The 24,090-nt window shown below is 61.6% G+C and carries 4 protein-coding genes; 3 read left to right on the top strand and 1 reads right to left on the bottom strand.

The window, feature by feature from the left end:
- Nucleotides 1-103: 103 nt before the first annotated feature.
- Complete coding sequence (locus tag KI237_RS01325; RefSeq protein ID WP_212798469.1) at nt 104-18,562, bottom strand: LapA family giant adhesin; 18,459 nt, start codon at nt 18,560-18,562, stop codon at nt 104-106.
- Between the two features lie 358 nt (nt 18,563-18,920).
- On the opposite strand from KI237_RS01325, the gene KI237_RS01330 reads away from it, so the two are divergent.
- The 3 genes from KI237_RS01330 to KI237_RS01340 are packed head-to-tail and all read left to right on the top strand — an operon-like array spanning nt 18,921 to nt 23,821.
- Nucleotides 18,921-20,270 carry a TolC family outer membrane protein gene (locus KI237_RS01330; RefSeq protein ID WP_212798470.1) on the top strand — a complete coding sequence of 450 codons (1,350 nt, stop codon included), beginning with the start codon at nt 18,921-18,923 and terminating at the stop codon, nt 20,268-20,270.
- A 37-nt stretch (nt 20,271-20,307) separates the two neighbouring features.
- Nucleotides 20,308-22,464 (top strand): type I secretion system permease/ATPase, encoded by a 2,157-nt coding sequence (locus KI237_RS01335; protein WP_212798471.1) that lies wholly within the window; start codon nt 20,308-20,310, stop codon nt 22,462-22,464.
- Complete coding sequence (locus KI237_RS01340; protein ID WP_212798472.1) at nt 22,454-23,821, top strand: HlyD family type I secretion periplasmic adaptor subunit; 1,368 nt, start codon at nt 22,454-22,456, stop codon at nt 23,819-23,821. The genes KI237_RS01335 and KI237_RS01340 overlap by 11 nt, the downstream gene beginning before the upstream one ends.
- Nucleotides 23,822-24,090 lie beyond the last annotated feature (269 nt).

Raw genomic sequence — 24,090 nt, forward strand, 5'->3', positions numbered from 1 at the left:
CAGCATAGGCCAACTGTGGGGAGTATGGAGGGTGGAGACGAAATCGTCATCCTGGGAGCAGCCATGCACGACCGCCCTGTGAAGGGCGGCCGTGAGGGCCCGATCAGCTGTTGTTGTGATCGACCTTGATGGTCGGATCGCTGCCGGCGATCAACGAGTTCAGGTTCACGTTCGACCAGTTGTTGCCTTCGAGCTTGATCGTCACGTCCGGGGTCGCGGCTGCACCGTTGGTGGTGTTGAACTGGCCGGACGTGCTGACCTGCAGCGACGACACGCCATCGACCGTGCTGATTTTCAGGAAGTGGTCAATGGTGCTGCCCGTTTCCCCCTGCAACAGATCCCGCAGGTCGATCCGGTCACCTTCACCGGCGTTGAAGTTCTTGATCACGTCGTTGCCGGTGTCGCCAGACTTCCAGACAAAGGTATCGCCGCCCAGGCCGCCGATCAGGGTGTCATTGCCCTGGCCACCGATCAGTGTGTCGTTACCCGTGCCACCCAGCAGGATGTCATTACCCTTGCCGCCATTGAGCGTGTCGTTGCCGCCCTGGCCGAAAATGATGTCATTGCCAGCGCCGCCCAGCAGGGTGTCATTGCCATCGTGGGCACCGGACACATCGAACGCGGTGTAGTGCTCGGTGATGTACTGGTGCACGTTGCTGGTGGTGACCTTGCTGACGTCCACGCCGCTCTGTTGGGCGACGAAGGCCTGGATGGCCTGGTAGCCCTCGCCGGCAACGCCGTTGAAGCTCACCAGGTCGCCGAACAGGATGTCGTTGCCGTCGCCGCCGTTGACCGTGTCGGAGCCCGGCAGGGTCGCTTCGGTGTGGCCGATGATCGAGTTGGCCAGGTTGTTCGGGTCGATGTTGGTCTGCGGTGTCGAGTCCGAGTCGTAGGGCTTGAGGTCGTTCAGGGTCACGTCGTTGTTCAGGCCGATGGCCTCGACGGTACTCAGGCCCTTGAGCAGCGTGAAGCTGTCGGTCGAGCCCGCTGCCGAATCGACATAGTTCCAGTAGTCGCCATAACCGGTACCGCCCTGGTTCGACAATTCAAAGGTGCCATTGCCCTCGGCATGCACCGTGCCCACATAGCTGTCCTTCCAGCCCTTTCCGCTTTTGGTCGACAGGTACATCTCGCCGTTTTCGTAGATGGTGTACTTGTGCGTGCTGTCGATCGTCTGGGTGTAGTACTTGCCGACGCTGTAATTGGCCGCGCTCAAGACGTCATCGAGCTTGACGCTACCGTAAAGCGTCGGATTGACCTGTTCGCCGGTCTGGTAGTAAGTCGGCTTGCCGTCGGTAATGAAATACGTCAGGTTTTTCGCCCCGGTATTGCTCAGGGCGTTGGTGCTGTTGAAGAAGTTCGCCGTGGTCTTGAACACGTCTTCGTAGTTGGTACCGCCACCGGACACCATCGAGTCGAGCACGCCCTTGAGCAGGGTCAAGGCGTCCGGGTTGTTGAGGTTGACCGAGACCGACTTGTTCACCTGGCTGTCGAAGTCCGCCAGGAAGATGTTCACCGTGCCGGCGTTGCTGCCCATGCTCTGCTTGAGGGTGTTGAACACCGAGGTCAGCGAGGCCTTGGCCGCGGCGATGGACGAGTCGCTCATGCTGCCGGAGCTGTCGACCATGAAGGCGATGTTGTAGTTGACCCCCGGCACCACGGTCAGCCCACCGATGTCGGCGACCACGATATCGTTGCCGTCGGTGCCGGTGATGTTGTCACTGCCCGCTGTGGCGGTGATGGCGTTATAGGTCGTCGGGTACACGGTGACCGGGATCTGCGCCGTGCTCGTGGCCGAGCCGCCGAGGGCTTCGGTGGAGGTCGACGTCACGGTCAGGTTGAAGTGGCCGTTGTAGTAGGTCGGAGGGGTCAGGGACAGGCTGCCCAGGTTCCAGCCGGTGACCGAGGCTTCGCCGTTGCTGCCCACGGTCGCGGTATGGCCCGCGCCGTCGCTCAGTACGCTGCCTTCCGGGATGCCGCCAATCTTCACGCTCAGGCTTTCGGAGCCGTCGGTGTCGGTCAGGGCGGTGGTGATCTTCGACAGGTTGACGCTGGTGCCTTCGGCGCCTTCGTTGAGCTTGAAGCCGTCGTAGTAGCCTTCACCGTTGGTGCCGTGCAGGTCGGAGACGGTCACGCCAGCATTCGCCAGGTCGGTCACGCCGGTATAGAGCGGCACGCCGGCACCGTTCAGGTCGACTGGCGTGCTGCCGTTGACCGACAGGTTCACGTCGTAGCTGCCCGGGCCGGTCTGATTGTGATGGTAGATGTCCAGGGTGTAGTAGCCGCTGGTGGTCGGCGTGAACGAACCGTTCAACTGGCCGCCCGCTCCCCAAGTGGTCGCCGCGGCGGTTTTGCCGCCGATGGTGACCAGCAGGCTGTCGTCACCGGTACCACTGAAGGTGTAGGTCTTGCCGGCTTCGAGGAAAATCAGACCCGAGGTTTTCGACGCGGTGCCCGGGTTGACGTTGCTGTCGGACTGCACGTTGGTCACGTTGCTGCTGCTGTTCGGCGTGCCGGCGGCATCGATCACCGACTTGAGCGTGCCGGACGGCGCGCCGCTGCCATCGGTGCCCAGGCCCGACAGGCCGGTCCAGACTTCCTTGATCAAACCGGTGGAGGTCACGTTGTTGCCGGCCACGTTGAGGCTCGGTGCGTCGGCGACTGGCGTGATGTCGATCTTCACGGTGCTGGTATTGCCCAGCGCTTGGCCGTCGGTTGGCTGGAAGCTGATTTGCGCGTAATCGGCCTTTTGATCGCCCACGCCGGCCGGGTTGCCGTTGGCACCGGACTCGTTGGCATCGGGGGTGAAGCGTACCTTGCCGGCGTCGATGTCAGCCTTGGTGAAGATCTGGTTGTTGGCCACGTCCTTCCAGGTCGAGCCGTCCAAGTACTGCAACTTGCCGTCACCCGGCAGCCCGGTGATTTTTACACCCTGGCTGGCGGCGGCGCTGTCCACATCGCTGATGCCGAAGGTCGACCAGCCGAGAACCAGCGAAGTGTCCTCAGTACCGGTTACCGCGCCACCGGTGGCCACCGGCGCATCGTTGACCCCGACCACGTTCGCGGTGGTGGTGGCGGTGTTGGAATAGCTGGTGCCGTCGGTCACCGTCACCGTGATGATGCGCGGTACGGTGCTCGGATCTTCGTTGTTGTTGATGAAGCTGATGTTCTTGATCTGTTGCATGTAGTCGGCCAGCGTCGCATTGCCCGACAGCGTCAGGACGACCTTGCCGTCGGTGCTGTTGGCGTTGATGCTGATGCCGTTGACGCTGTTGCCCAGGTTCAGCGCATCGCCAGGCTGACGGTTGGTCAGCACGATGGTGGCGCCGGTCAGCATGGTGCTGTCCGGGTCGGTGATTTTCAGGTCGGTGTCGGCGATGGACACGCCTGGGCCGGTGGTGCCTTCGGTGAAGGTCACCTGGTAATCGGCGCCGGTCTTGCCACTGGAGTTGTTGGCGTCCAGATCGAGTACTGGCGGTGCATCGTTGTCGATGATCGAGGTACTGACGCTGCCGTTGGTGCCGCTGACCGCCAGGTGCTCGAAGTTGCCACCGGTGGCCGAGTCGATCTTGACCACGAAGTTTTCGGTGCCTTCGGTGATCTTGTCGTCCAGCGTTGCCACGTTGAAGGTGGCGCTGGTGGCGTTGGCCGGGATCTTCACGGTGTAGACACCGGTGAAGTCCGTGCCATCGGCGGCGGTGCCGCTGTAGACGATCTTGAGCGTCACCTCGGTATGCGCCGGGTTCGTCAGGCTGACGGTATAGGTGGCCGCCTGGCCTTCGGTGACCGACGTGCTGCCGGTGATGCTGACGGTGGTGTTGTCGACAGTGTCGCCCACGGCCGTCGACGCGCCGGTCTTATCGACAGCGATGGCTTCGAGGTTGCCGCCGGATGCCGATTTTATCGACTCGGTGACGGACGGCGCACCGGTGTAGACATCGTTGCCGACGGCGACATCCAGCACGCCTGAGCTTGCGCCGGCGGCGATGGTGATGGTTTTGCCGCTGTCGAGGGTGACGGTGACCGGACCGTTCTGCGCGGTGACGGGTTTGCCGTCGACACCGGTCAGCGTCGCGGTGTAGGTGATGGTGCCGTTTTCGTTCACGGTCGGTGTGGCGGTCAAGGTCACGGTAGTGGTGTCGTTGACATCGCTGACGATGGTGCTGGCCGGCGCCGTGTTGGGTGCGATGGCTTCGAGGTTGCCGCCGGATGCCGATTTTATCGACTCGGTGACCGTGGTTGGGCCTTGGTACACGTCGTTACCCACAGCAACATCGAGCACGCCTGAGCTTGCGCCTGCTGCGATGGTGATGGTTTTGCCGCTGTCCAAGGTCACGGTGACCGGACCGTTCTGCGCGGTGACGGGTTTGCCGTCGACACCGGTCAGGGTCGCGGTGTAGGTGATCGTGCCGTTTTCGTTCACGGTCGGCGTGGCGGTCAAGGTCACGGTAGTGGTGTCGTTGACGTCGCTGACGATGGTGCTCACCGGAGCCGTGTTCGGTGCGATGGCTTCGAGGTTGCCGCCGGATGCATCTTTGATCGACTCGGTGACCGTGGTTGGGCCTTGGTACACGTCGTTGCCGACGGCGACATCCAGCACGCCTGAGCTTGCGCCTGCTGCGATGGTGATGGTTTTGCCGCTGTCCAGGGTCACGGTGACCGGACCGTTCTGCGCGGTGACGGGTTTGCCGTCGGCACCGGTCAGCGTCGCGGTGTAGGTGATCGTGCCGTTTTCGTTCACGGTCGGCGTGGCGGTCAAGGTCACGGTAGTGGTGTCGTTGACGTCGCTGACGATGGTGCTGACCGGAGCTGTGTTTGGCGCGATGGCTTCAAGGTTGCCACCGGATGCCGATTTTATCGACTCGGTGACCGTGGTTGGGCCTTGGTACACGTCGTTGCCGACGGCGACATCCAGCACGCCTGAGCTTGCACCCGCGGCGATGGTGATGGTCTTGCCGCTGTCCAAGGTCACGGTGACCGGACCGTTCTGCGCGGTGACGGGTTTGCCGTCGGCACCGGTCAGGGTCGCGGTGTAGGTGATCGTGCCGTTTTCGTTCACGGTCGGCGTGGCGGTCAACGTCACGGTAGTGGTGTCGTTGACGTCGCTGACGATGGTGCTGACCGGAGCCGTGTTCGGTGCGATGGCTTCCAGATTTCCGCCCGTGGCGGTACTGATGCTTTCGGTGACGGTGGTCGGGCCTTGGTAAACATCGTTACCCACAGCGACATCGAGCACGCCTGAGCTTGCGCCTGCTGCGATGGTGATGGTTTTGCCGCTGTCCAGGGTCACGGTGACCGGACCGTTCTGTGCGGTGACGGGTTTGCCGTCGGCACCGGTCAGGGTGGCGGTGTAGGTAATGGTGCCGTTTTCATTTACGGTCGGTGTGGCGGTCAAGGTCACGGTAGTGGTGTCGTTGACGTCGCTGACGATGGTGCTCACCGGAGCCGTGTTCGGTGCGATGGCTTCGAGGTTGCCGCCGGATGCCGATTTGATCGACTCGGTGACCGTGGTTGGGCCTTGGTACACATCGTTACCGACGGCGACATCCAACACGCCTGAGCTTGCACCCGCGGCGATGGTGATGGTCTTGCCACTGTCCAGGGTCACGGTGACCGGACCGTTCTGCGCGGTGACGGGTTTGCCGTCGGCACCGGTCAGGGTCGCGGTGTAGGTGATCGTGCCGTTTTCGTTCACGGTCGGCGTGGCGGTCAAGGTCACGGTAGTGGTGTCGTTGACGTCGCTGACGATGGTGCTGACCGGCGAGGTGTTTGGCGCGATGGCTTCAAGGTTGCCACCGGATGCCGAGGCAATCGACTCGGTGACGGTGGTCGGGCCTTGGTAAACATCGTTACCCACAGCGACATCGAGCACACCGGAGCTTGCGCCTGCTGCGATGGTGATGGTCTTGCCGCTGTCGAGCGTGACGGTCACAGGACCGTTCTGCGCGGTGACTGGATTGCCATTGGCGTCGGTCAGGGTGGCGGTGTAGGTGATGGTGCCGTTTTCATTCACGGTCGGTGTGGCAGTCAGCGTCACGGTAGTGGTGTCGTTGACGTCGCTGACCACGGTGCTGACCGGGGCTGTGTTTGGCGCGATGGCTTCCAGGTTGCCGCCAGTGGCAGTGCTGATGCTTTCGGTGACCGTGGTCGGCCCTTGGTAAACGTCGTTGCCAACGGCCACATCCAACACACCGGAGCTTGCGCCGGCAGCAATGGTGATGGTCTTGCCGCTGTCGAGGGTGACGGTCACAGGACCATTTTGCGCGGTGACTGGATTGCCGTTGGCATCGGTCAGGGTCGCGGTGTAGGTGATCGTGCCGTTTTCATTCACGGTTGGTGTGGCGGTCAACGTCACGGTGGTGGTGTCGTTGACATCGCTGACAATGGTGCTGACCGGCGCGGTGTTTGGCGCGATGGCCTCAAGGTTGCCACCGGATGCATCTTTGATCGACTCGGTAACGGTGGTCGGCCCTTGGTACACGTCGTTACCCACAGCGACATCGAGCACACCGGAGCTTGCGCCTGCTGCGATGGTGATGGTCTTGCCGCTGTCGAGCGTGACGGTCACAGGACCGTTCTGCGCGGTGACCGGGTTGCCATTGGTATCGGTCAGCGTCGCGGTGTAAGTGATCGTGCCGTTTTCGTTCACGGTCGGTGTGGCAGTCAACGTCACGGTAGTGGTGTCGTTGACGTCGCTGACGATGGTGCTGACCGGGGCGGTGTTCGGTGCAATGGCTTCGAGGTTGCCACCGGAAGCCGAAGCGATCGACTCGGTGACCGTCGTCGGGCCTTGGTACACGTCGTTACCCACAGCGACATCGAGCACACCGGAGCTTGCGCCTGCTGCGATGGTGATGGTCTTGCCGCTGTCGAGCGTGACGGTCACAGGACCGTTCTGCGCGGTGACTGGATTGCCATTGGCGTCGGTCAGGGTGGCGGTGTAGGTGATGGTGCCGTTTTCATTCACGGTCGGTGTGGCAGTCAGCGTCACGGTAGTGGTGTCGTTGACGTCGCTGACCACGGTGCTGACCGGGGCTGTGTTTGGCGCGATGGCTTCCAGGTTGCCGCCAGTGGCAGTGCTGATGCTTTCGGTGACCGTGGTCGGCCCTTGGTAAACGTCGTTGCCAACGGCCACATCCAACACACCGGAGCTTGCGCCCGCAGCAATGGTGATGGTCTTGCCGCTGTCGAGCGTGACGGTCACAGGACCATTTTGCGCGGTGACTGGATTGCCGTTGGCGTCGGTCAGGGTGGCGGTGTAGGTAATGGTGCCGTTTTCATTCACGGTCGGTGTGGCAGTCAGCGTCACGGTAGTGGTGTCGTTGACGTCGCTGACCACGGTGCTGACTGGCGTGGTGTTGGGTGCGATGGCTTCCAAGTTACCGCCAGTGGCAGTACTGATGCTTTCGGTGACCGTGGTCGGCCCTTGGTAAACGTCGTTGCCGACGGCCACATCCAACACACCGGAGCTTGCGCCTGCTGCGATGGTGATGGTTTTGCCGCTGTCCAGGGTCACAGTCACCGGACCATTTTGCGCCGTGACTGGATTGCCGTTGGCATCGGTCAAGGTCGCGGTGTAAGTAATGGTGCCGTTTTCATTCGCGGTTGGTGTGGCGGTCAACGTCACTGAGGTGGTGTCGTTGATATCGCTGACCACGGTGCTCACTGGAGCAGTGTTCGGTGCGATAGCTTCCAAGTTCCCGCCAGTGGCAGTACTGATGCTTTCGGTGACCGTGGTCGGCCCTTGGTAAACGTCGTTGCCTACGGCCACATCCAACACACCGGAGCTTGCGCCCGCAGCAATGGTGATGGTCTTGCCGCTGTCGAGGGTGACGGTCACAGGACCATTTTGCGCGGTGACTGGATTGCCGTTGGCATCGGTCAGGGTCGCGGTGTAGGTGATCGTGCCGTTTTCATTCACGGTTGGTGTGGCGGTCAACGTCACGGTGGTGGTGTCGTTGACATCGCTGACAATGGTGCTGACCGGCGCGGTGTTTGGCGCGATGGCCTCAAGGTTGCCACCGGATGCATCTTTGATCGACTCGGTAACGGTGGTCGGCCCTTGGTACACGTCGTTACCCACAGCGACATCGAGCACGCCTGAGCTTGCGCCCGCAGCGATGGTGATCGTTTTGCCGCTGTCCAAGGTAACCGTCACAGGACCATTTTGCGCGGTGACTGGATTGCCGTTGGCATCGGTCAAGGTCGCGGTGTAAGTAATGGTGCCGTTTTCATTCACGGTCGGCGTAGCGGTCAACGTCACCGTGGTGGTGTCGTTGACATCGCTGACGATGGTGCTGACCGGGGCGGTGTTTGGTGCGATGGCTTCCAAGTTACCGCCCGTGGCGGTACTGATGCTTTCGGTGACCGTGGTTGGGCCTTGGTACACGTCGTTGCCAACGGCTACGTCCAGCACACCCGAACTTGCACCGGCGGCGATGGTGATGGTTTTGCCGCTGTCGAGCGTGACGGTCACAGGACCGTTCTGCGCGGTAACCGGGTTGCCGTTGGCATCGGTCAGGGTCGCGGTATAGGTGATCGTGCCGTTTTCGTTCACGGTCGGCGTAGCGGTCAACGTCACCGTGGTGGTGTCGTTGACATCGCTGACGATGGTGCTGACCGGGGCGGTGTTTGGTGCGATAGCTTCCAAGTTCCCGCCCGTGGCAGTACTGATGCTTTCGGTGACCGTGGTCGGCCCTTGGTAAACGTCGTTGCCGACGGCCACATCCAACACACCGGAGCTTGCGCCCGCCGCGATGGTGATGGTTTTGCCGCTATCGAGCGTGACAGTCACCGGACCATTTTGCGCGGTAACCGGGTTGCCGTTGGCATCGGTCAAGGTCGCGGTGTAAGTGATCGTGCCGTTTTCATTTACGGTCGGTGTCGCGGTCAACGTCACTGAGGTGGTGTCGTTGACATCGCTGACGATGGTGCTCACCGGAGCCGTGTTCGGTGCGATGGCTTCCAAGTTACCGCCCGTGGCAGTACTGATGCTTTCGGTGACCGTGGTCGGCCCTTGGTAAACGTCGTTGCCGACGGCCACATCGAGCACGCCTGAGCTTGCGCCCGCAGCGATGGTGATCGTTTTGCCGCTGTCCAAGGTAACCGTCACAGGACCATTTTGCGCGGTGACCGGGTTGCCATTGGCGTCGGTCAGGGTGGCGGTATAGGTGATCGTGCCGTTTTCATTCACGGTCGGTGTGGCAGTCAACGTCACGGTAGTGGTGTCGTTGACGTCGCTGACCACGGTGCTGACTGGCGTGGTGTTGGGTGCGATAGCTTCCAAGTTCCCGCCCGTGGCAGTACTGATGCTTTCGGTGACCGTGGTCGGCCCTTGGTAAACGTCGTTGCCGACGGCCACATCCAACACACCGGAGCTTGCGCCCGCCGCGATGGTGATGGTTTTGCCGCTATCGAGCGTGACAGTCACCGGACCATTTTGCGCGGTAACCGGGTTGCCGTTGGCATCGGTCAAGGTCGCGGTGTAGGTGATCGTGCCGTTTTCATTCACGGTCGGTGTGGCAGTCAACGTCACGGTAGTGGTGTCGTTGACGTCGCTGACCACGGTGCTGACTGGCGTGGTGTTGGGTGCGATAGCTTCCAAGTTCCCGCCCGTGGCAGTACTGATGCTTTCGGTGACCGTGGTCGGCCCTTGGTAAACGTCGTTGCCGACGGCCACATCCAACACACCGGAGCTTGCGCCCGCCGCGATGGTGATGGTTTTGCCGCTATCGAGCGTGACAGTCACCGGACCATTTTGCGCGGTAACCGGGTTGCCGTTGGCATCGGTCAAGGTCGCGGTGTAGGTGATCGTGCCGTTTTCATTTACGGTCGGTGTGGCGGTCAACGTCACGGTAGTGGTGTCGTTGATGTCGCTGACGATGGTGTTGACCGGGGCGGTGTTGGGTGCGATGGCTTCAAGGTTGCCACCGGATGCCGAGGCAATCGACTCGGTGACCGTGGTTGGGCCTTGGTACACGTCGTTGCCCACAGCGACATCCAGCACGCCGGAGCTTGCGCCTGCGGCGATGGTGATCGTTTTGCCGCTGTCGAGCGTGACGGTCACAGGACCGTTCTGCGCGGTAACCGGGTTGCCATTGGCATCGGTCAGGGTCGCGGTGTAGGTGATGGTGCCGTTTTCATTCACGGTTGGTGTGGCGGTCAACGTCACGGTGGTGGTGTCGTTGACGTCGCTGACCACGGTGCTGACCGGGGCGGTGTTTGGTGCGATGGCTTCCAAGTTACCGCCCGTGGCGGTACTGATGCTTTCGGTAACGGTGGTCGGACCTTGGTACACGTCGTTGCCCACAGCGACATCGAGCACGCCGGAGCTTGCGCCCGCAGCGATGGTGATCGTTTTGCCGCTGTCCAGGGTCACAGTCACCGGACCATTTTGCGCGGTGACCGGGTTGCCATTGGCGTCGGTCAGGGTCGCGGTGTAAGTGATCGTGCCGTTTTCATTCACGGTCGGTGTGGCAGTCAGCGTCACGGTGGTGGTGTCGTTGACGTCGCTGACCACGGTGCTGACCGGGGCGGTGTTTGGTGCGATGGCTTCCAAGTTACCGCCCGTGGCGGTACTGATGCTTTCGGTAACGGTGGTCGGACCTTGGTACACGTCGTTGCCGACGGCAACATCGAGCACACCGGAGCTTGCGCCTGCTGCGATGGTGATGGTCTTGCCGCTGTCGAGCGTGACGGTCACAGGACCATTTTGCGCGGTGACTGGATTGCCGTTGGCGTCGGTCAGGGTGGCGGTGTAGGTAATGGTGCCGTTTTCATTTACGGTCGGCGTGGCGGTCAAGGTCACCGTGGTGGTGTCGTTGACATCGCTGACGATGGTGCTCACCGGGGCGGTGTTCGGTGCAATGGCTTCGAGGTTGCCACCGGAAGCCGAAGCGATCGACTCGGTGACCGTCGTCGGGCCTTGGTAAACATCGTTACCCACAGCGACATCGAGCACACCGGAGCTTGCGCCTGCTGCGATGGTGATGGTCTTGCCGCTGTCGAGCGTGACGGTCACAGGACCGTTCTGCGCGGTAACCGGGTTGCCGTTGGCATCGGTCAGGGTCGCGGTGTAGGTGATCGTGCCGTTTTCGTTCACGGTCGGCGTAGCGGTCAACGTCACCGTGGTGGTGTCGTTGACATCGCTGACGATGGTGCTGACCGGGGCGGTGTTCGGTGCAATGGCTTCGAGGTTGCCACCGGAAGCCGAAGCGATCGACTCGGTGACCGTGGTCGGCCCTTGGTAAACGTCGTTGCCGACGGCCACATCCAACACACCGGAGCTTGCGCCCGCAGCAATGGTGATGGTTTTGCCGCTATCGAGCGTGACGGTGACCGGGCCGTTCTGCGCGGTGACCGGGTTGCCATTGGCATCGGTCAGCGTCGCGGTGTAAGTGATCGTGCCGTTTTCGTTCACGGTCGGTGTGGCGGTCAACGTCACGGTAGTGGTGTCGTTGATGTCGCTGACGATGGTGTTGACCGGGGCGGTGTTGGGTGCGATGGCTTCAAGGTTGCCACCGGATGCCGAGGCAATCGACTCGGTGACCGTGGTTGGACCTTGGTACACGTCGTTGCCCACAGCGACATCGAGCACGCCCGAGCTTGCGCCTGCGGCGATGGTGATCGTTTTGCCGCTGTCGAGCGTAACGGTCACAGGACCATTTTGCGCGGTGACCGGGTTGCCATTGGCATCGGTCAGCGTCGCGGTGTAAGTGATGGTGCCGTTTTCATTCACGGTCGGTGTGGCAGTCAGCGTCACGGTAGTGGTGTCGTTGACGTCGCTGACGATGGTGCTGACCGGAGCTGTGTTTGGCGCGATGGCTTCAAGGTTGCCACCGGATGCCGAGGCAATCGACTCGGTCACGGTGGTTGGGCCTTGGTATACGTCGTTACCCACAGCAACATCGAGCACACCCGAGCTTGCGCCCGCAGCGATGGTGATCGTTTTGCCGCTGTCGAGCGTGACGGTCACAGGACCGTTCTGCGCGGTGACCGGGTTGCCGTTGGCGTCGGTCAAGGTAGCGGTGTAGGTGATCGTGCCGTTTTCGTTCACGGTTGGTGTGGCGGTCAACGTCACGTTGGTGGTGTCGTTGATATCGCTGACGATGGTGCTCACCGGAGCCGTGTTCGGTGCGATAGCTTCCAAGTTCCCGCCAGTGGCAGTACTGATGCTTTCGGTGACCGTGGTCGGCCCTTGGTAAACGTCGTTGCCTACGGCCACATCCAACACACCGGAGCTTGCGCCTGCAGCAATGGTGATGGTTTTGCCGCTATCGAGCGTGACGGTGACCGGGCCGTTCTGAGCGGTGACCGGGTTGCCATTGGCATCGGTCAGCGTCGCGGTGTAAGTGATCGTGCCGTTTTCGTTCACGGTCGGTGTGGCGGTCAACGTCACGTTGGTGGTGTCGTTGACGTCGCTGACCACGGTGCTGACTGGCGTGGTGTTGGGTGCGATAGCTTCCAAGTTCCCGCCAGTGGCAGTACTGATGCTTTCGGTGACCGTCGTCGGCCCTTGGTAAACGTCGTTGCCTACGGCCACATCCAACACACCGGAGCTTGCGCCCGCAGCAATGGTGATGGTTTTGCCGCTATCGAGCGTGACGGTGACCGGGCCGTTCTGCGCGGTAACCGGGTTGCCGTTGGCATCGGTCAGGGTCGCGGTATAGGTGATCGTGCCGTTTTCGTTCACGGTCGGCGTAGCGGTCAACGTCACCGTGGTGGTGTCGTTGATATCGCTGACCACGGTGCTCACTGGAGCAGTGTTCGGTGCGATAGCTTCCAAGTTCCCGCCCGTGGCAGTACTGATGCTTTCGGTGACCGTGGTCGGCCCTTGGTAAACGTCGTTGCCGACGGCCACATCCAACACACCGGAGCTTGCGCCCGCAGCAATGGTGATGGTTTTGCCGCTATCGAGCGTGACGGTGACCGGGCCGTTCTGCGCGGTAACCGGGTTGCCGTTGGCATCGGTCAGGGTCGCGGTATAGGTGATCGTGCCGTTTTCGTTCACGGTCGGCGTAGCGGTCAACGTCACCGTGGTGGTGTCGTTGATATCGCTGACCACGGTGCTCACTGGAGCAGTGTTCGGTGCGATAGCTTCCAAGTTCCCGCCCGTGGCAGTACTGATGCTTTCGGTGACCGTGGTCGGCCCTTGGTAAACGTCGTTGCCGACGGCCACATCCAACACACCGGAGCTTGCGCCCGCCGCGATGGTGATGGTTTTGCCGCTATCGAGCGTGACAGTCACCGGACCATTTTGCGCGGTAACCGGGTTGCCGTTGGCATCGGTCAGCGTCGCGGTGTAAGTGATCGTGCCGTTTTCATTCACGGTCGGTGTGGCGGTCAACGTCACGTTGGTGGTGTCGTTGACGTCGCTGACCACGGTGCTGACTGGCGTGGTGTTGGGTGCGATAGCTTCCAAGTTCCCGCCAGTGGCAGTACTGATGCTTTCGGTAACGGTGGTCGGACCTTGGTACACGTCGTTGCCGACGGCAACATCGAGCACACCGGAGCTTGCGCCTGCTGCGATGGTGATGGTCTTGCCGCTGTCCAGGGTCACAGTCACCGGACCGTTCTGCGCGGTAACCGGGTTGCCATTGGCGTCGGTCAGGGTTGCGGTATAGGTGATCGTGCCGTTTTCATTCACGGTCGGTGTGGCAGTCAGCGTCACGGTGGTGGTGTCGTTGACGTCGCTGACCACGGTGCTGACCGGGGCGGTGTTTGGTGCGATGGCTTCCAAGTTACCGCCCGTGGCGGTACTGATGCTTTCGGTAACGGTGGTCGGACCTTGGTACACGTCGTTGCCCACAGCGACATCCAGCACGCCGGAGCTTGCGCCCGCAGCGATGGTGATGGTTTTGCCGCTGTCCAGGGTCACAGTCACCGGACCGTTCTGCGCGGTAACCGGGCTGCCATTGGCGTCGGTCAGGGTTGCGGTATAGGTGATCGTGCCGTTTTCATTCACGGTCGGTGTGGCAGTCAACGTCACGGTAGTGGTGTCGTTGACGTCGCTGACGATGGTGCTGACCGGAGCTGTGTTTGGCGCGATGGCTTCAAGGTTGCCACCGGATGCCGAGGCAATCGACTCGGTCACGGTGGTTGGGCCTTGGTATACGTCGTTACCCACAGCAACATCGAGCACACCCGAGCTTGCGCCCGCAGCGATGGTGATCGTTTTGCCGCTGTCGAGCGTGACGGTCACAGGACCATTTTGCGCGGTGACCGGGTTGCCATTGGCGTCGGTCAGGGTTGCGGTATAGGTGATCGTGCCGTTTTCATTCACGGTCGGTGTGGCAGTCAACGTCACGGTAGTGGTGTCGTTGACGTCGCTGACGATGGTGCTGACCGGAGCTGTGTTTGGCGCGATGGCTTCAAGGTTGCCACCGGATGCCGAGGCAATCGACTCGGTCACGGTGGTTGGGCCTTGGTATACGTCGTTACCCACAGCAACATCGAGCACACCCGAGCTTGCGCCCGCAGCGATGGTGATCGTTTTGCCGCTGTCGAGCGTGACGGTCACAGGACCATTTTGCGCGGTGACCGGGTTGCCATTGGCGTCGGTCAGGGTTGCGGTATAGGTGATCGTGCCGTTTTCATTCACGGTCGGTGTGGCAGTCAACGTCACGGTAGTGGTGTCGTTGACGTCGCTGACCACGGTGCTGACTGGCGTGGTGTTGGGTGCGATGGCTTCCAAGTTACCGCCAGTGGCAGTACTGATGCTTTCGGTGACCGTGGTTGGACCTTGGTACACGTCATTGCCAACGGCGACATCGAGCACACCCGAGCTGGCGCCGGCGGCGATGGTGATGGTTTTGCCGCTGTCCAGGGTGACGGTCACCGGACCATTTTGCGCGGTGACTGGATTGCCGTTGGCATCAGTCAAGGTCGCGGTGTAGGTAATGGTGCCGTTTTCATTTACGGTCGGTGTGGCGGTCAACGTCACGGTAGTGGTGTCGTTGATGTCGCTGACGATGGTGTTGACCGGGGCGGTGTTGGGTGCGATGGCTTCGAGGTTGCCACCGGAAGCCGAGGCAATCGACTCGGTAACGGTGGTTGGGCCTTGGTACACGTCGTTGCCCACAGCGACATCGAGCACGCCTGAGCTTGCGCCTGCTGCGATGGTGATGGTTTTGCCGCTGTCCAGGGTCACAGTCACCGGACCGTTCTGCGCGGTAACCGGGTTGCCGTTGGCATCGGTCAGGGTCGCGGTGTAGGTGATCGTGCCGTTTTCGTTCACGGTCGGCGTGGCGGTCAAGGTCACGGTAGTGGTGTCGTTGACGTCGCTGACGATGGTGCTGACCGGCGAGGTGTTTGGCGCGATGGCTTCAAGGTTGCCACCGGATGCCGAGGCAATCGACTCGGTGACGGTGGTCGGGCCTTGGTAAACATCGTTACCCACAGCGACATCGAGCACACCGGAGCTTGCGCCTGCTGCGATGGTGATGGTCTTGCCGCTGTCGAGCGTGACGGTCACAGGACCGTTCTGCGCGGTGACCGGGTTGCCATTGGTATCGGTCAGCGTCGCGGTGTAAGTGATCGTGCCGTTTTCGTTCACGGTTGGTGTGGCGGTCAACGTCACGTTGGTGGTGTCGTTGATATCGCTGACGATGGTGCTCACCGGAGCCGTGTTCGGTGCGATAGCTTCCAAGTTCCCGCCAGTGGCAGTACTGATGCTTTCGGTGACCGTGGTCGGCCCTTGGTAAACGTCGTTGCCGACGGCCACATCCAACACACCTGAGCTTGCGCCCGCAGCAATGGTGATGGTTTTGCCGCTATCGAGCGTGACAGTGACCGGACCATTTTGCGCGGTGACTGGATTGCCGTTGGCATCGGTCAGGGTGGCGGTGTAGGTGATGGTGCCGTTTTCATTCACGGTCGGTGTGGCAGTCAGCGTCACGGTAGTAGTGTCGTTGACATCGCTGACCACGGTGCTGACCGGCGCGGTGTTCGGTGCGATGGCTTCGAGGTTGCCACCGGAAGCCGAGGCAATCGACTCGGTAACGGTGGTTGGGCCTTGGTACACGTCGTTGCCCACAGCGACATCGAGCACGCCTGAGCTTGCGCCTACTGCGATGGTGATGGTTTTGCCGCTGTCCAAGGTCACAGTGACCGGACCGTTCTGCGCGGTAACCGGGTTGCCGTTGGCATCGGTCAAAGTCGCGGTGTAGGTAATGGTGCCGTTTTCATTTACGGTCGGTGTCGCGGTCAACGTCACTGAGGTGGTGTCGTTGACATCGCTGACAATGGTGCTGACCGGCGCGGTGTTCGGTGCGATGGCTTCCAGGTTACCGCCCGTGGCGGTACTGATGCTTTCGGTGACCGTGGTCGGCCCTTGGTACACGTCGTTGCCGACGGCGACGTCCAGTACACCCGAGCTTGCGCCTACTGCGATGGTGATGGTTTTGCCGCTGTCCAGGGTCACAGTCACCGGACCATTTTGCGCGGTAACCGGGTTGCCGTTGGCATCGGTCAGGGTCGCGGTATAGGTGATCGTGCCGTTTTCGTTCACGGTCGGCGTGGCAGTCAGCGTCACCGTAGTGGTGTCAACCGAATCGGTAATCGTAGTAACCGCAGGCGCGGTGCTCGGCACCAGGTTTTCAAAGTTGCCACCGGTCGCACCGGTAATGGTGGTGCTGACTGTGCTGCCGTTGTTGTAGACGTCATTAGCCGGCGTCTCGACGTTGACGGTGCCGGTAGTCTGGCCCGCAGCGATGGTAATGACCGAGCCATTGCTCAAGGTCACGGTCACCGGAGTCTGGGCCGGGTTGGTCAGCGTCGCGGTATAAGTGATCGAACCGCCTTCGGTGATGGTGTTGCTGGCGGTCAGGGTCAGGCCGGTGGTGTCAACCGAATCGGTAATCGTAGTAACCGCAGGCGCGGTGCTCGGCACCAGGTTTTCAAAGTTGCCACCGGTCGCACCGGTAATGGTGGTGCTGACTGTGCTGCCGTTGTTGTAGACGTCATTAGCCGGCGTCTCGACGTTGACGGTGCCGGTAGTCTGGCCCGCAGCGATGGTAATGACCGAGCCATTGCTCAAGGTCACGGTCACCGGAGTCTGGGCCGGGTTGGTCAGCGTCGCGGTATAAGTGATCGAACCGCCTTCGGTGATGGTGTTGCTGGCGGTCAGGGTCAGGCCGGTGGCATCCGCCGAATCGGTAATCGTGGTAACCGCAGGCGCAGTGCTCGGCACCAGGTTTTCAAAGTTGCCACCGGTCGCACCGGTAATGGTGGTGCTGACCGTGCTGCCGTTGGTGTAGACGTCATTGGCCGGGGTGTCGACGTTGACGGTGCCAGTGGTCTGGCCCGCAGCGATGGTAATGACCGAGCCATTGCTCAAGGTCACGGTCACCGGGGTCTGGGCCGGGTTGGTCAGCGTGGCGGTATAAGTGATCGAACCGCCTTCGGTGATGGTGTTGCTGGCGGTCAGGGTCAGGCCAGTGGCATCCGCCGAATCGGTAATCGTGGTAACCGCAGGCGCAGTGCTCGGCACTAGGTTTTCAAAGTTGCCACCGGTCGCACCGGTAATGGTGGTGCTGACCGTGCTGCCGTTGTTGTAGACGTCATTGGCCGGGGTGTCGACGTTGACGGTGCCAGTGGTCTGGCCCGCAGCGATGGTGATGACCGAGCCGTTGCTCAGGGTCACGGTCACTGGGGTCTGGGCCGGGTTGGTCAGGGTGGCGGTGTAGGTGATCTGGCCGCCTTCGGTGACGGTATTGCCCGCGCTCAGGGTGACGGTGGTGGTGTCGATGGTGTCGGTGATCTGGGTCACGGCCGGCGTGGTGGGCACGGTCACGGCAATGCCAGCGCCACCGGTAGTACCAGTGACGGTCACGCTGATTTGGCTTGGGTCGTTGTAGACCGTGTCATTCGGCGCGAGTGGAACGTTGACGCTGCCGGTCAGCTGACCGGCCGGGATCACGATGACCGCGCCGTTGGACAAGGTCACGGTCAGGTTGGTCTGCGGGGCCTGGGTTACGGTCGCGGTGTAGACCAGCACGCCGCCGGCCTCGGTCAGGGTCGGCGTGGCGCTCAGGGTCATCGTCGCATTGAGCACGGCGTTGGCGGTCGTATTGGCCGTGGTATCGCCACCCAGGATGTTGTTACCGGTGGCGGCAGCCGCAGCGAGGCCCTCAGTTGGGAAACCGACAGTAGGGTCGACGCTACCAGCGGTGGCATCGAGCACCACAAAGCTGTGGCCACCACCGGCGGCACCACCGGTACCCGCGGCGGTAGCGCCGGCGGCGGTGGCTTCCAGGGCGGTCGTCGGGTCGACGCCAGCGGTGATGGCTTGTTGCAACTCTTCTACCGACGGCGCGGCCTGGGCAGCGGCCTGTTCAAGATCGGTGGACGAGTCCGGGGCATTGGCGCTCCACTGGGTGTCGCGGCCCAGGTCCAGCGTGCGGCCATCGGCCAGTTCCAGTGTGACGGCGCCGGCAGGCCCGGTGTCCAATTGGTCGCCTGGGTTCAGGTGGTCACCTTCAATGAGTACCCGCCGGATGCCCTCTGGGGATACGACGAAAACCTGACCAACAATGCTTTTGACAACGGCAATAACACTGCTCATTGAAGACTCTCCGGGTGCCACGCTCAGTAGACTTCCATGGACCCGGCAGCTTGTAGGCGGCAGCGGTCTGGACGTTCATGTTCACAAAATAAGGTTATTTGACGCTTTCATGTGTCAATGTTTTGGCTCTTGTTTTTCGATCATTTTGTTTGTGCCAAACTATTGACCTTCTGCCGGCCATCCTAAACAATCATTGGCGTAATGTCACATTGATATTTAAGCGGCGACCTGTTCTTTCGGTGCGTATTCCAGCTCCTGTTTTGAACTTTCCGATATACGGTCATTCCGGTTGCCATCATCCGATGCAGCGCCACGTTTCGCTGTGATCCAAGACAAGTGTTTCAGGAAGAAATCCACCATGCGTTCGCCCCTGTTCATGGTTTTACCCTTCGCCCTCGCCGCCAGTTTTGTACAAGCACAAACCTTGCCGCAGGCCATGCAACAGGCGCTGGATGTCCATCCTGAAATCCAGGCTGGCGTGAACAGTCGCCTCGCGGCGGATTACCAACTCAAGGCGGCCAAGGGCGGCTACCTGCCTAGAGTGGACCTTGCAGCCGGATACGGCCGTGAAGGCACCGACAGCGTCACCACTCGTTCGGGCGGGACCAATCATTGGGAAACCCTGAACCGCAGCGAGTCGAGCCTGCGCCTGTCGCAAATGGTTTTTGACGGTTTTGCGACGTCCAGCGAAGTGGGGCGTCAACAAGCCACCGTCAATGCCCGTGCCTACTCGTTGCTGGACGCGTCCGAGCGCACCGGGTTGACGGTGGCCCAGGTCTACCTGGACGTGCTGACCCGTCGCGAGTTCGTGCGCCTGGCCGAGGAAAACCTCAAGAGCCACGAGCGCATCTTCGACCAGATCAAGCTGCGCACTTCCCGTGGCGTGGGCAGCGGCGCTGACCTGGACCAGGCCGAAGCGCGCATGGCCCAGGCCCGCAACAACCTGATCACCGAACAAACCAACCTGGCCGATGCCGAGACCAACTACCTCAGCGCCGTTGGTCAACTGCCCGATCAACTGGAACGCCCTGCCGATTTTCTGGCGTTGCTGCCGGCCAACCTGACCGAAGCCCGCGCCCAGATGCTGGAAAACAGCCCGGTGCTGCGTTCGGCCGAAGCTGACATCGCCGCTGCCGAGCAACAGTACGAAGCCGCCAAATCGAGTTTCTACCCACGCTTTGACGCCGAGCTGGGCCGCACTGCCGATAACGACCTGGATGGCCAGAACGGCCACAACAATGAATGGCAAGCCATGTTGCGCATGCGTTTCAACCTGTATGCCGGCGGCAGCAACAAGGCGGATCTGGAATCCAAGTCGTACCTGTCCAACCAGGCCCTGGATATCCGCAACAACGCGCTGCGCCAGCTGAACGAAGAGCTGGGACTGGCCTGGAACGCTTTGAACAACGCCAATGCCCAGGTGCCGGTCGCCCAGCAATACGTGGATCGCAGCGCTAACGTGCGCACTGCCTATCAGAAGCAGTTCAGCCTCGGCGAGCGGACCCTGCTCGACTTGCTCGACAGCGAAAACGAGCTGTTCAGCGCGTCCCGGCGCCTGGCGGAAATCAAGAATGTGCAGCTGTTCACCCAGTACCGGATCAAGGCAACCATGGGCCAGCTGCTGAAAAGCCAGGGTGTGGTAGCGCCGTTGGCATCGGTTGTGCAGAACGACATGAAGCCCAAGGTCCAGTTGCCTGGGATGAATTGAGTCCTACCACCCGTTTTAATCAGTCAGAGTGCCGAGCGTGGAATCAGAAGTCAGTCCAGTCGAACTAGTTCATGACCCGCGCACGCTGCACGACGACCCGCTGCTGGACGGCTTGCTGGCGCTCTGCATGCTGCACCAGAAGCCGGCCAGCGCGGCGATGCTCACCACCGGCCTGCCGCTGCCCAAGCAGCGCCTGAGCGTCGAATTATTGTCGCGCGCGGCGGCCCGTGCCGGGCTGCAAGGTCGGGTACTGCAACGCAAGCTCGAGCAGATCCCGACCATCGCCATGCCAGCGCTGTTGTTGCTCAAGGAAGGCCGCAGTGCCGTGCTGCTGGGCTGGGTCGGTGACGATCAGGCGCGCTTGCTGCTCAGCGAAAGCGACGGCGGTGAGGTGACCATCAGCCGTGAACTGCTGGCCGATGACTACAGCGGCAAGGTGTTCTTCGCCCAGCCGCAGCATAAATTTGACGTTAACCACGGCACGCTGATCCCACGGGCGCGTTCGTGGTTTCGCGATACCCTCAAACGGTCCCGCTGGCTGTATGCCGATGCCATTGCCGCGAGCCTGCTGATCAACATCATCGCCATGGCCGCGCCACTGTTCGTGATGAACGTCTACGACCGCGTGGTGCCGAACCAGGCCGAATCGACCCTGTGGGTATTGGCCGTGGGTATCTGCGGCGCCTATGTGTTCGACCTGATCCTCAAGATGCTACGCAGCCTGTGCCTGGACCTGGCCGGCAAGAAAACCGACCTGATCATCTCGGCGACGCTGTTCGAACGCATCGTCGGCATGTCCATGAAATACCGCCCGGCGCGGGTCGGCAGCTTTGCCCAGAACATCCATGAGTTCCAGAGCCTGCGGGACTTCCTCGCTTCGCTGACCCTCACCAGCCTGATCGACTTGCCGTTCACCCTGCTGATCTTCATGGTCATCGCGATTATCGGCGGGCACCTGGTGTGGATTCCGGTGCTGGCGTTCCCGATTGCCCTGCTGATCGGCTACGCCTTGCAGAAGCCCCTGGTGGCGACCATGGAGCGCACCATGGCTCTGGGCGCCGAGCGCCAATCCAGCCTGATCGAAACCCTGGCCGGCCTTGACGCGGTGAAGGTCAACAACGCCGAGAGCGAACGCCAGTACCAGTGGGAACAGACCATCGGCACCCTCAGCCGCCTCGAACTGCGGGTGAAAATGCTGTCCGGCCTGGCGATGAACATCACCTTGCTGATCCAGCAACTGGCCGGGGTGATCATGATCGTCTTCGGCGTTTACCTGATCATCGCCGGTAGCCTGAGCATGGGTGGACTGGTGGCCTGCTACATGCTCAGCGGCCGAGCCCTCAGCCCGTTGGCTTCGCTGTCGGGCCTGCTGACCCGCTACCAACAGGCGCGGGTGACCATGACATCCGTCGACCAGATGATGGAGCTGCCCCAAGAGCGCAATTTCGACGAGCGCCCGCTGAGCCGCAAGGTCCTGCAGGGTGCCATTGAATGCCGTCAGTTGAATTTCACTTATCCGAACCAGCAGAACCCCGCGCTGAAGAACATCAACCTGGTGATCAAGCCGGGCGAGAAAATCGGCATCATCGGCCGCAGCGGCTCGGGCAAGAGTTCCTTGGCCAAGTTGCTGGTGGGCCTGTACCAGCCGGACGACGGCGCGCTGCTGGTGGACGGCGTGGATATCCGCCAGATCGACGTCAGCGAACTGCGCTACAACATTGGCTATGTGCCCCAGGACATCCAACTGCTGGCCGGTACCCTGCGCGACAACCTGACCTCCGGCGCCCGTTACGTCGAAGACGAGCTGGTGCTCCAAGCCGCCGAGCTGGCGGGCGTGCATGAATTTGCCCGCCTGCATCCGCAAGGTTATGAACTGCAAGTCGGTGAGCGCGGACAGAACCTGTCCGGTGGTCAGCGCCAGAACGTCGCCCTGGCCCGCGCGCTGCTGCTCAACCCGCCCATCCTGTTGCTGGATGAACCCACCAGCGCCATGGACAACACCGGTGAAGAACGCTTGAAACAGCGCCTGGCCGCCGTGGTGGAGAACAAGACCGTACTGCTGGTGACGCACCGGGCGTCCTTGCTGTCGCTGGTGGACCGCCTGTTGGTGATCGACCGTGGACAGATTCTCGCCGATGGCCCGAAAGCCGCTGTCATGGAAGCGTTGAAGAAGGGGCAGATCAGTGTTGCTTAAAACCGGTTTGAAGGGCGCTGTCGGCCGTTATTTCAAAGGCTCCGACTCGCTGCACGGGCAACCGCTGCCCGAGGTCAACAAGGCCCTGATCGAAGACGCCCCACGAGTGGTGCGCCTGACCATCTGGGGGATCATCGGCTTCTTTATATTCCTCGGGCTATGGGCCAATTTCGCCGTGATCGACGAAGTGACCAAGGGCGACGGCAAGGCGATTCCCTCGTCCAAGATCCAGAAAATCCAGAACCTGGAGGGCGGGATCGTCGCCGAGCTGTTCGTCAAGGAAGGGCAAATCGTTGAAGCCGGCGCGCCGTTGATTCGCCTCGACGACACGCGGTTTGTCTCCAACGTGGGCGAAACCGAGGCCGATCGCCAGTCCATGCTGTTACGTGTTGAACGGCTGAGTGCCGAGGTGGATGACCGGCCGCTGAACTTCCCCGCCGATGTACTCAAGGCCGTACCGCGCCAGGCGGCCAGCGAAGAGTCGCTGTACCTCAGCCGCCGCCAGCAACTGCACGATGAAATTGGCGGCTTGCAGGAACAGTTGATCCAGCGCCAACAAGAACTGCGCGAGTTCATTTCCAAGCAGGCGCAGTACCGCTCCGGCCTGGCGCTGCAACGCCAGGAAATCAACATGTCCGAGCCGCTGGTGGCCCAGGGCGCGGTGTCGCCGGTGGAAGTGCTGCGACTCAAGCGCGCTGAAGTTGAAACCCGCGGGCAACTGGACGCCACGACGCTGGCGATCCCTCGTGCCGAATCGGCGATCAAGGAAGTGCAGCGCAAGATCGACGAGACCCGCGGTAAATTCCGCAGCGACGCCCTGACCCAGCTCAATGAGGCCCGCACCGACCTGAACAAGGCCCAGGCCACCGGCAAGGCTTTGGAAGATCGGGTGAGCCGGACCCTGGTCACTTCACCGGTACGCGGTATCGTCAACAAGTTGCTGGTGAACACCATCGGCGGGGTGATCCAGCCCGGCAGCGACCTGGTGGAAATCGTGCCGCTGGACGACACCATCCTGGTGGAAGCGAAAATCCGTCCCCAGGACATCGCTTTCCTGCATCCCGGCCAGAGTGCCACGGTGAAATTCACCGCGTACGACTACACCATCTACGGCGGGCTGAAAGCCAAGCTGGAACAGATCGGCGCCGACACCATCACCGATGAAGACAAGAAAACCACCTACTACATCATCAAGCTGCGCACCGAACGCAGCCACCTGGGCACCGATGACAAACCGCTGCTGATCATCCCGGGCATGGTCGCCTCGGTGGACATCATCACCGGCAAGAAAACCGTGCTCAGCTACCTGCTCAAGCCGATCATCAAGGCCCGGGCCGAGGCGTTGCACGAGCGGTAGGCTCCTCACCCTGGCTGCTTGAGAGCTTGAGAGCTTGAGAGCTTCAGGCTTGATGATTTGGGTGTTAGAGGTTCTTGTGGCGAGGGAGCTTGCTCCCGCTTGAGTGCGAAGCGCTCATCGCTTTTCGGGGCCGCTGCGCGACCCAGCGGGAGCAAGCTCCCTCGCCACGGTAATTGACCCCTGTGGGATCCTGTGGGAGCGAGCTTGCTCGCGATGGCGGTGTCTCAGCGACAAAGAAGTGTCTGACCTGACGCCATCGCGAGCAGGCT

This window comes from Pseudomonas sp. St316 (assembly GCF_018325905.1).
Classification (GTDB): domain Bacteria; phylum Pseudomonadota; class Gammaproteobacteria; order Pseudomonadales; family Pseudomonadaceae; genus Aquipseudomonas.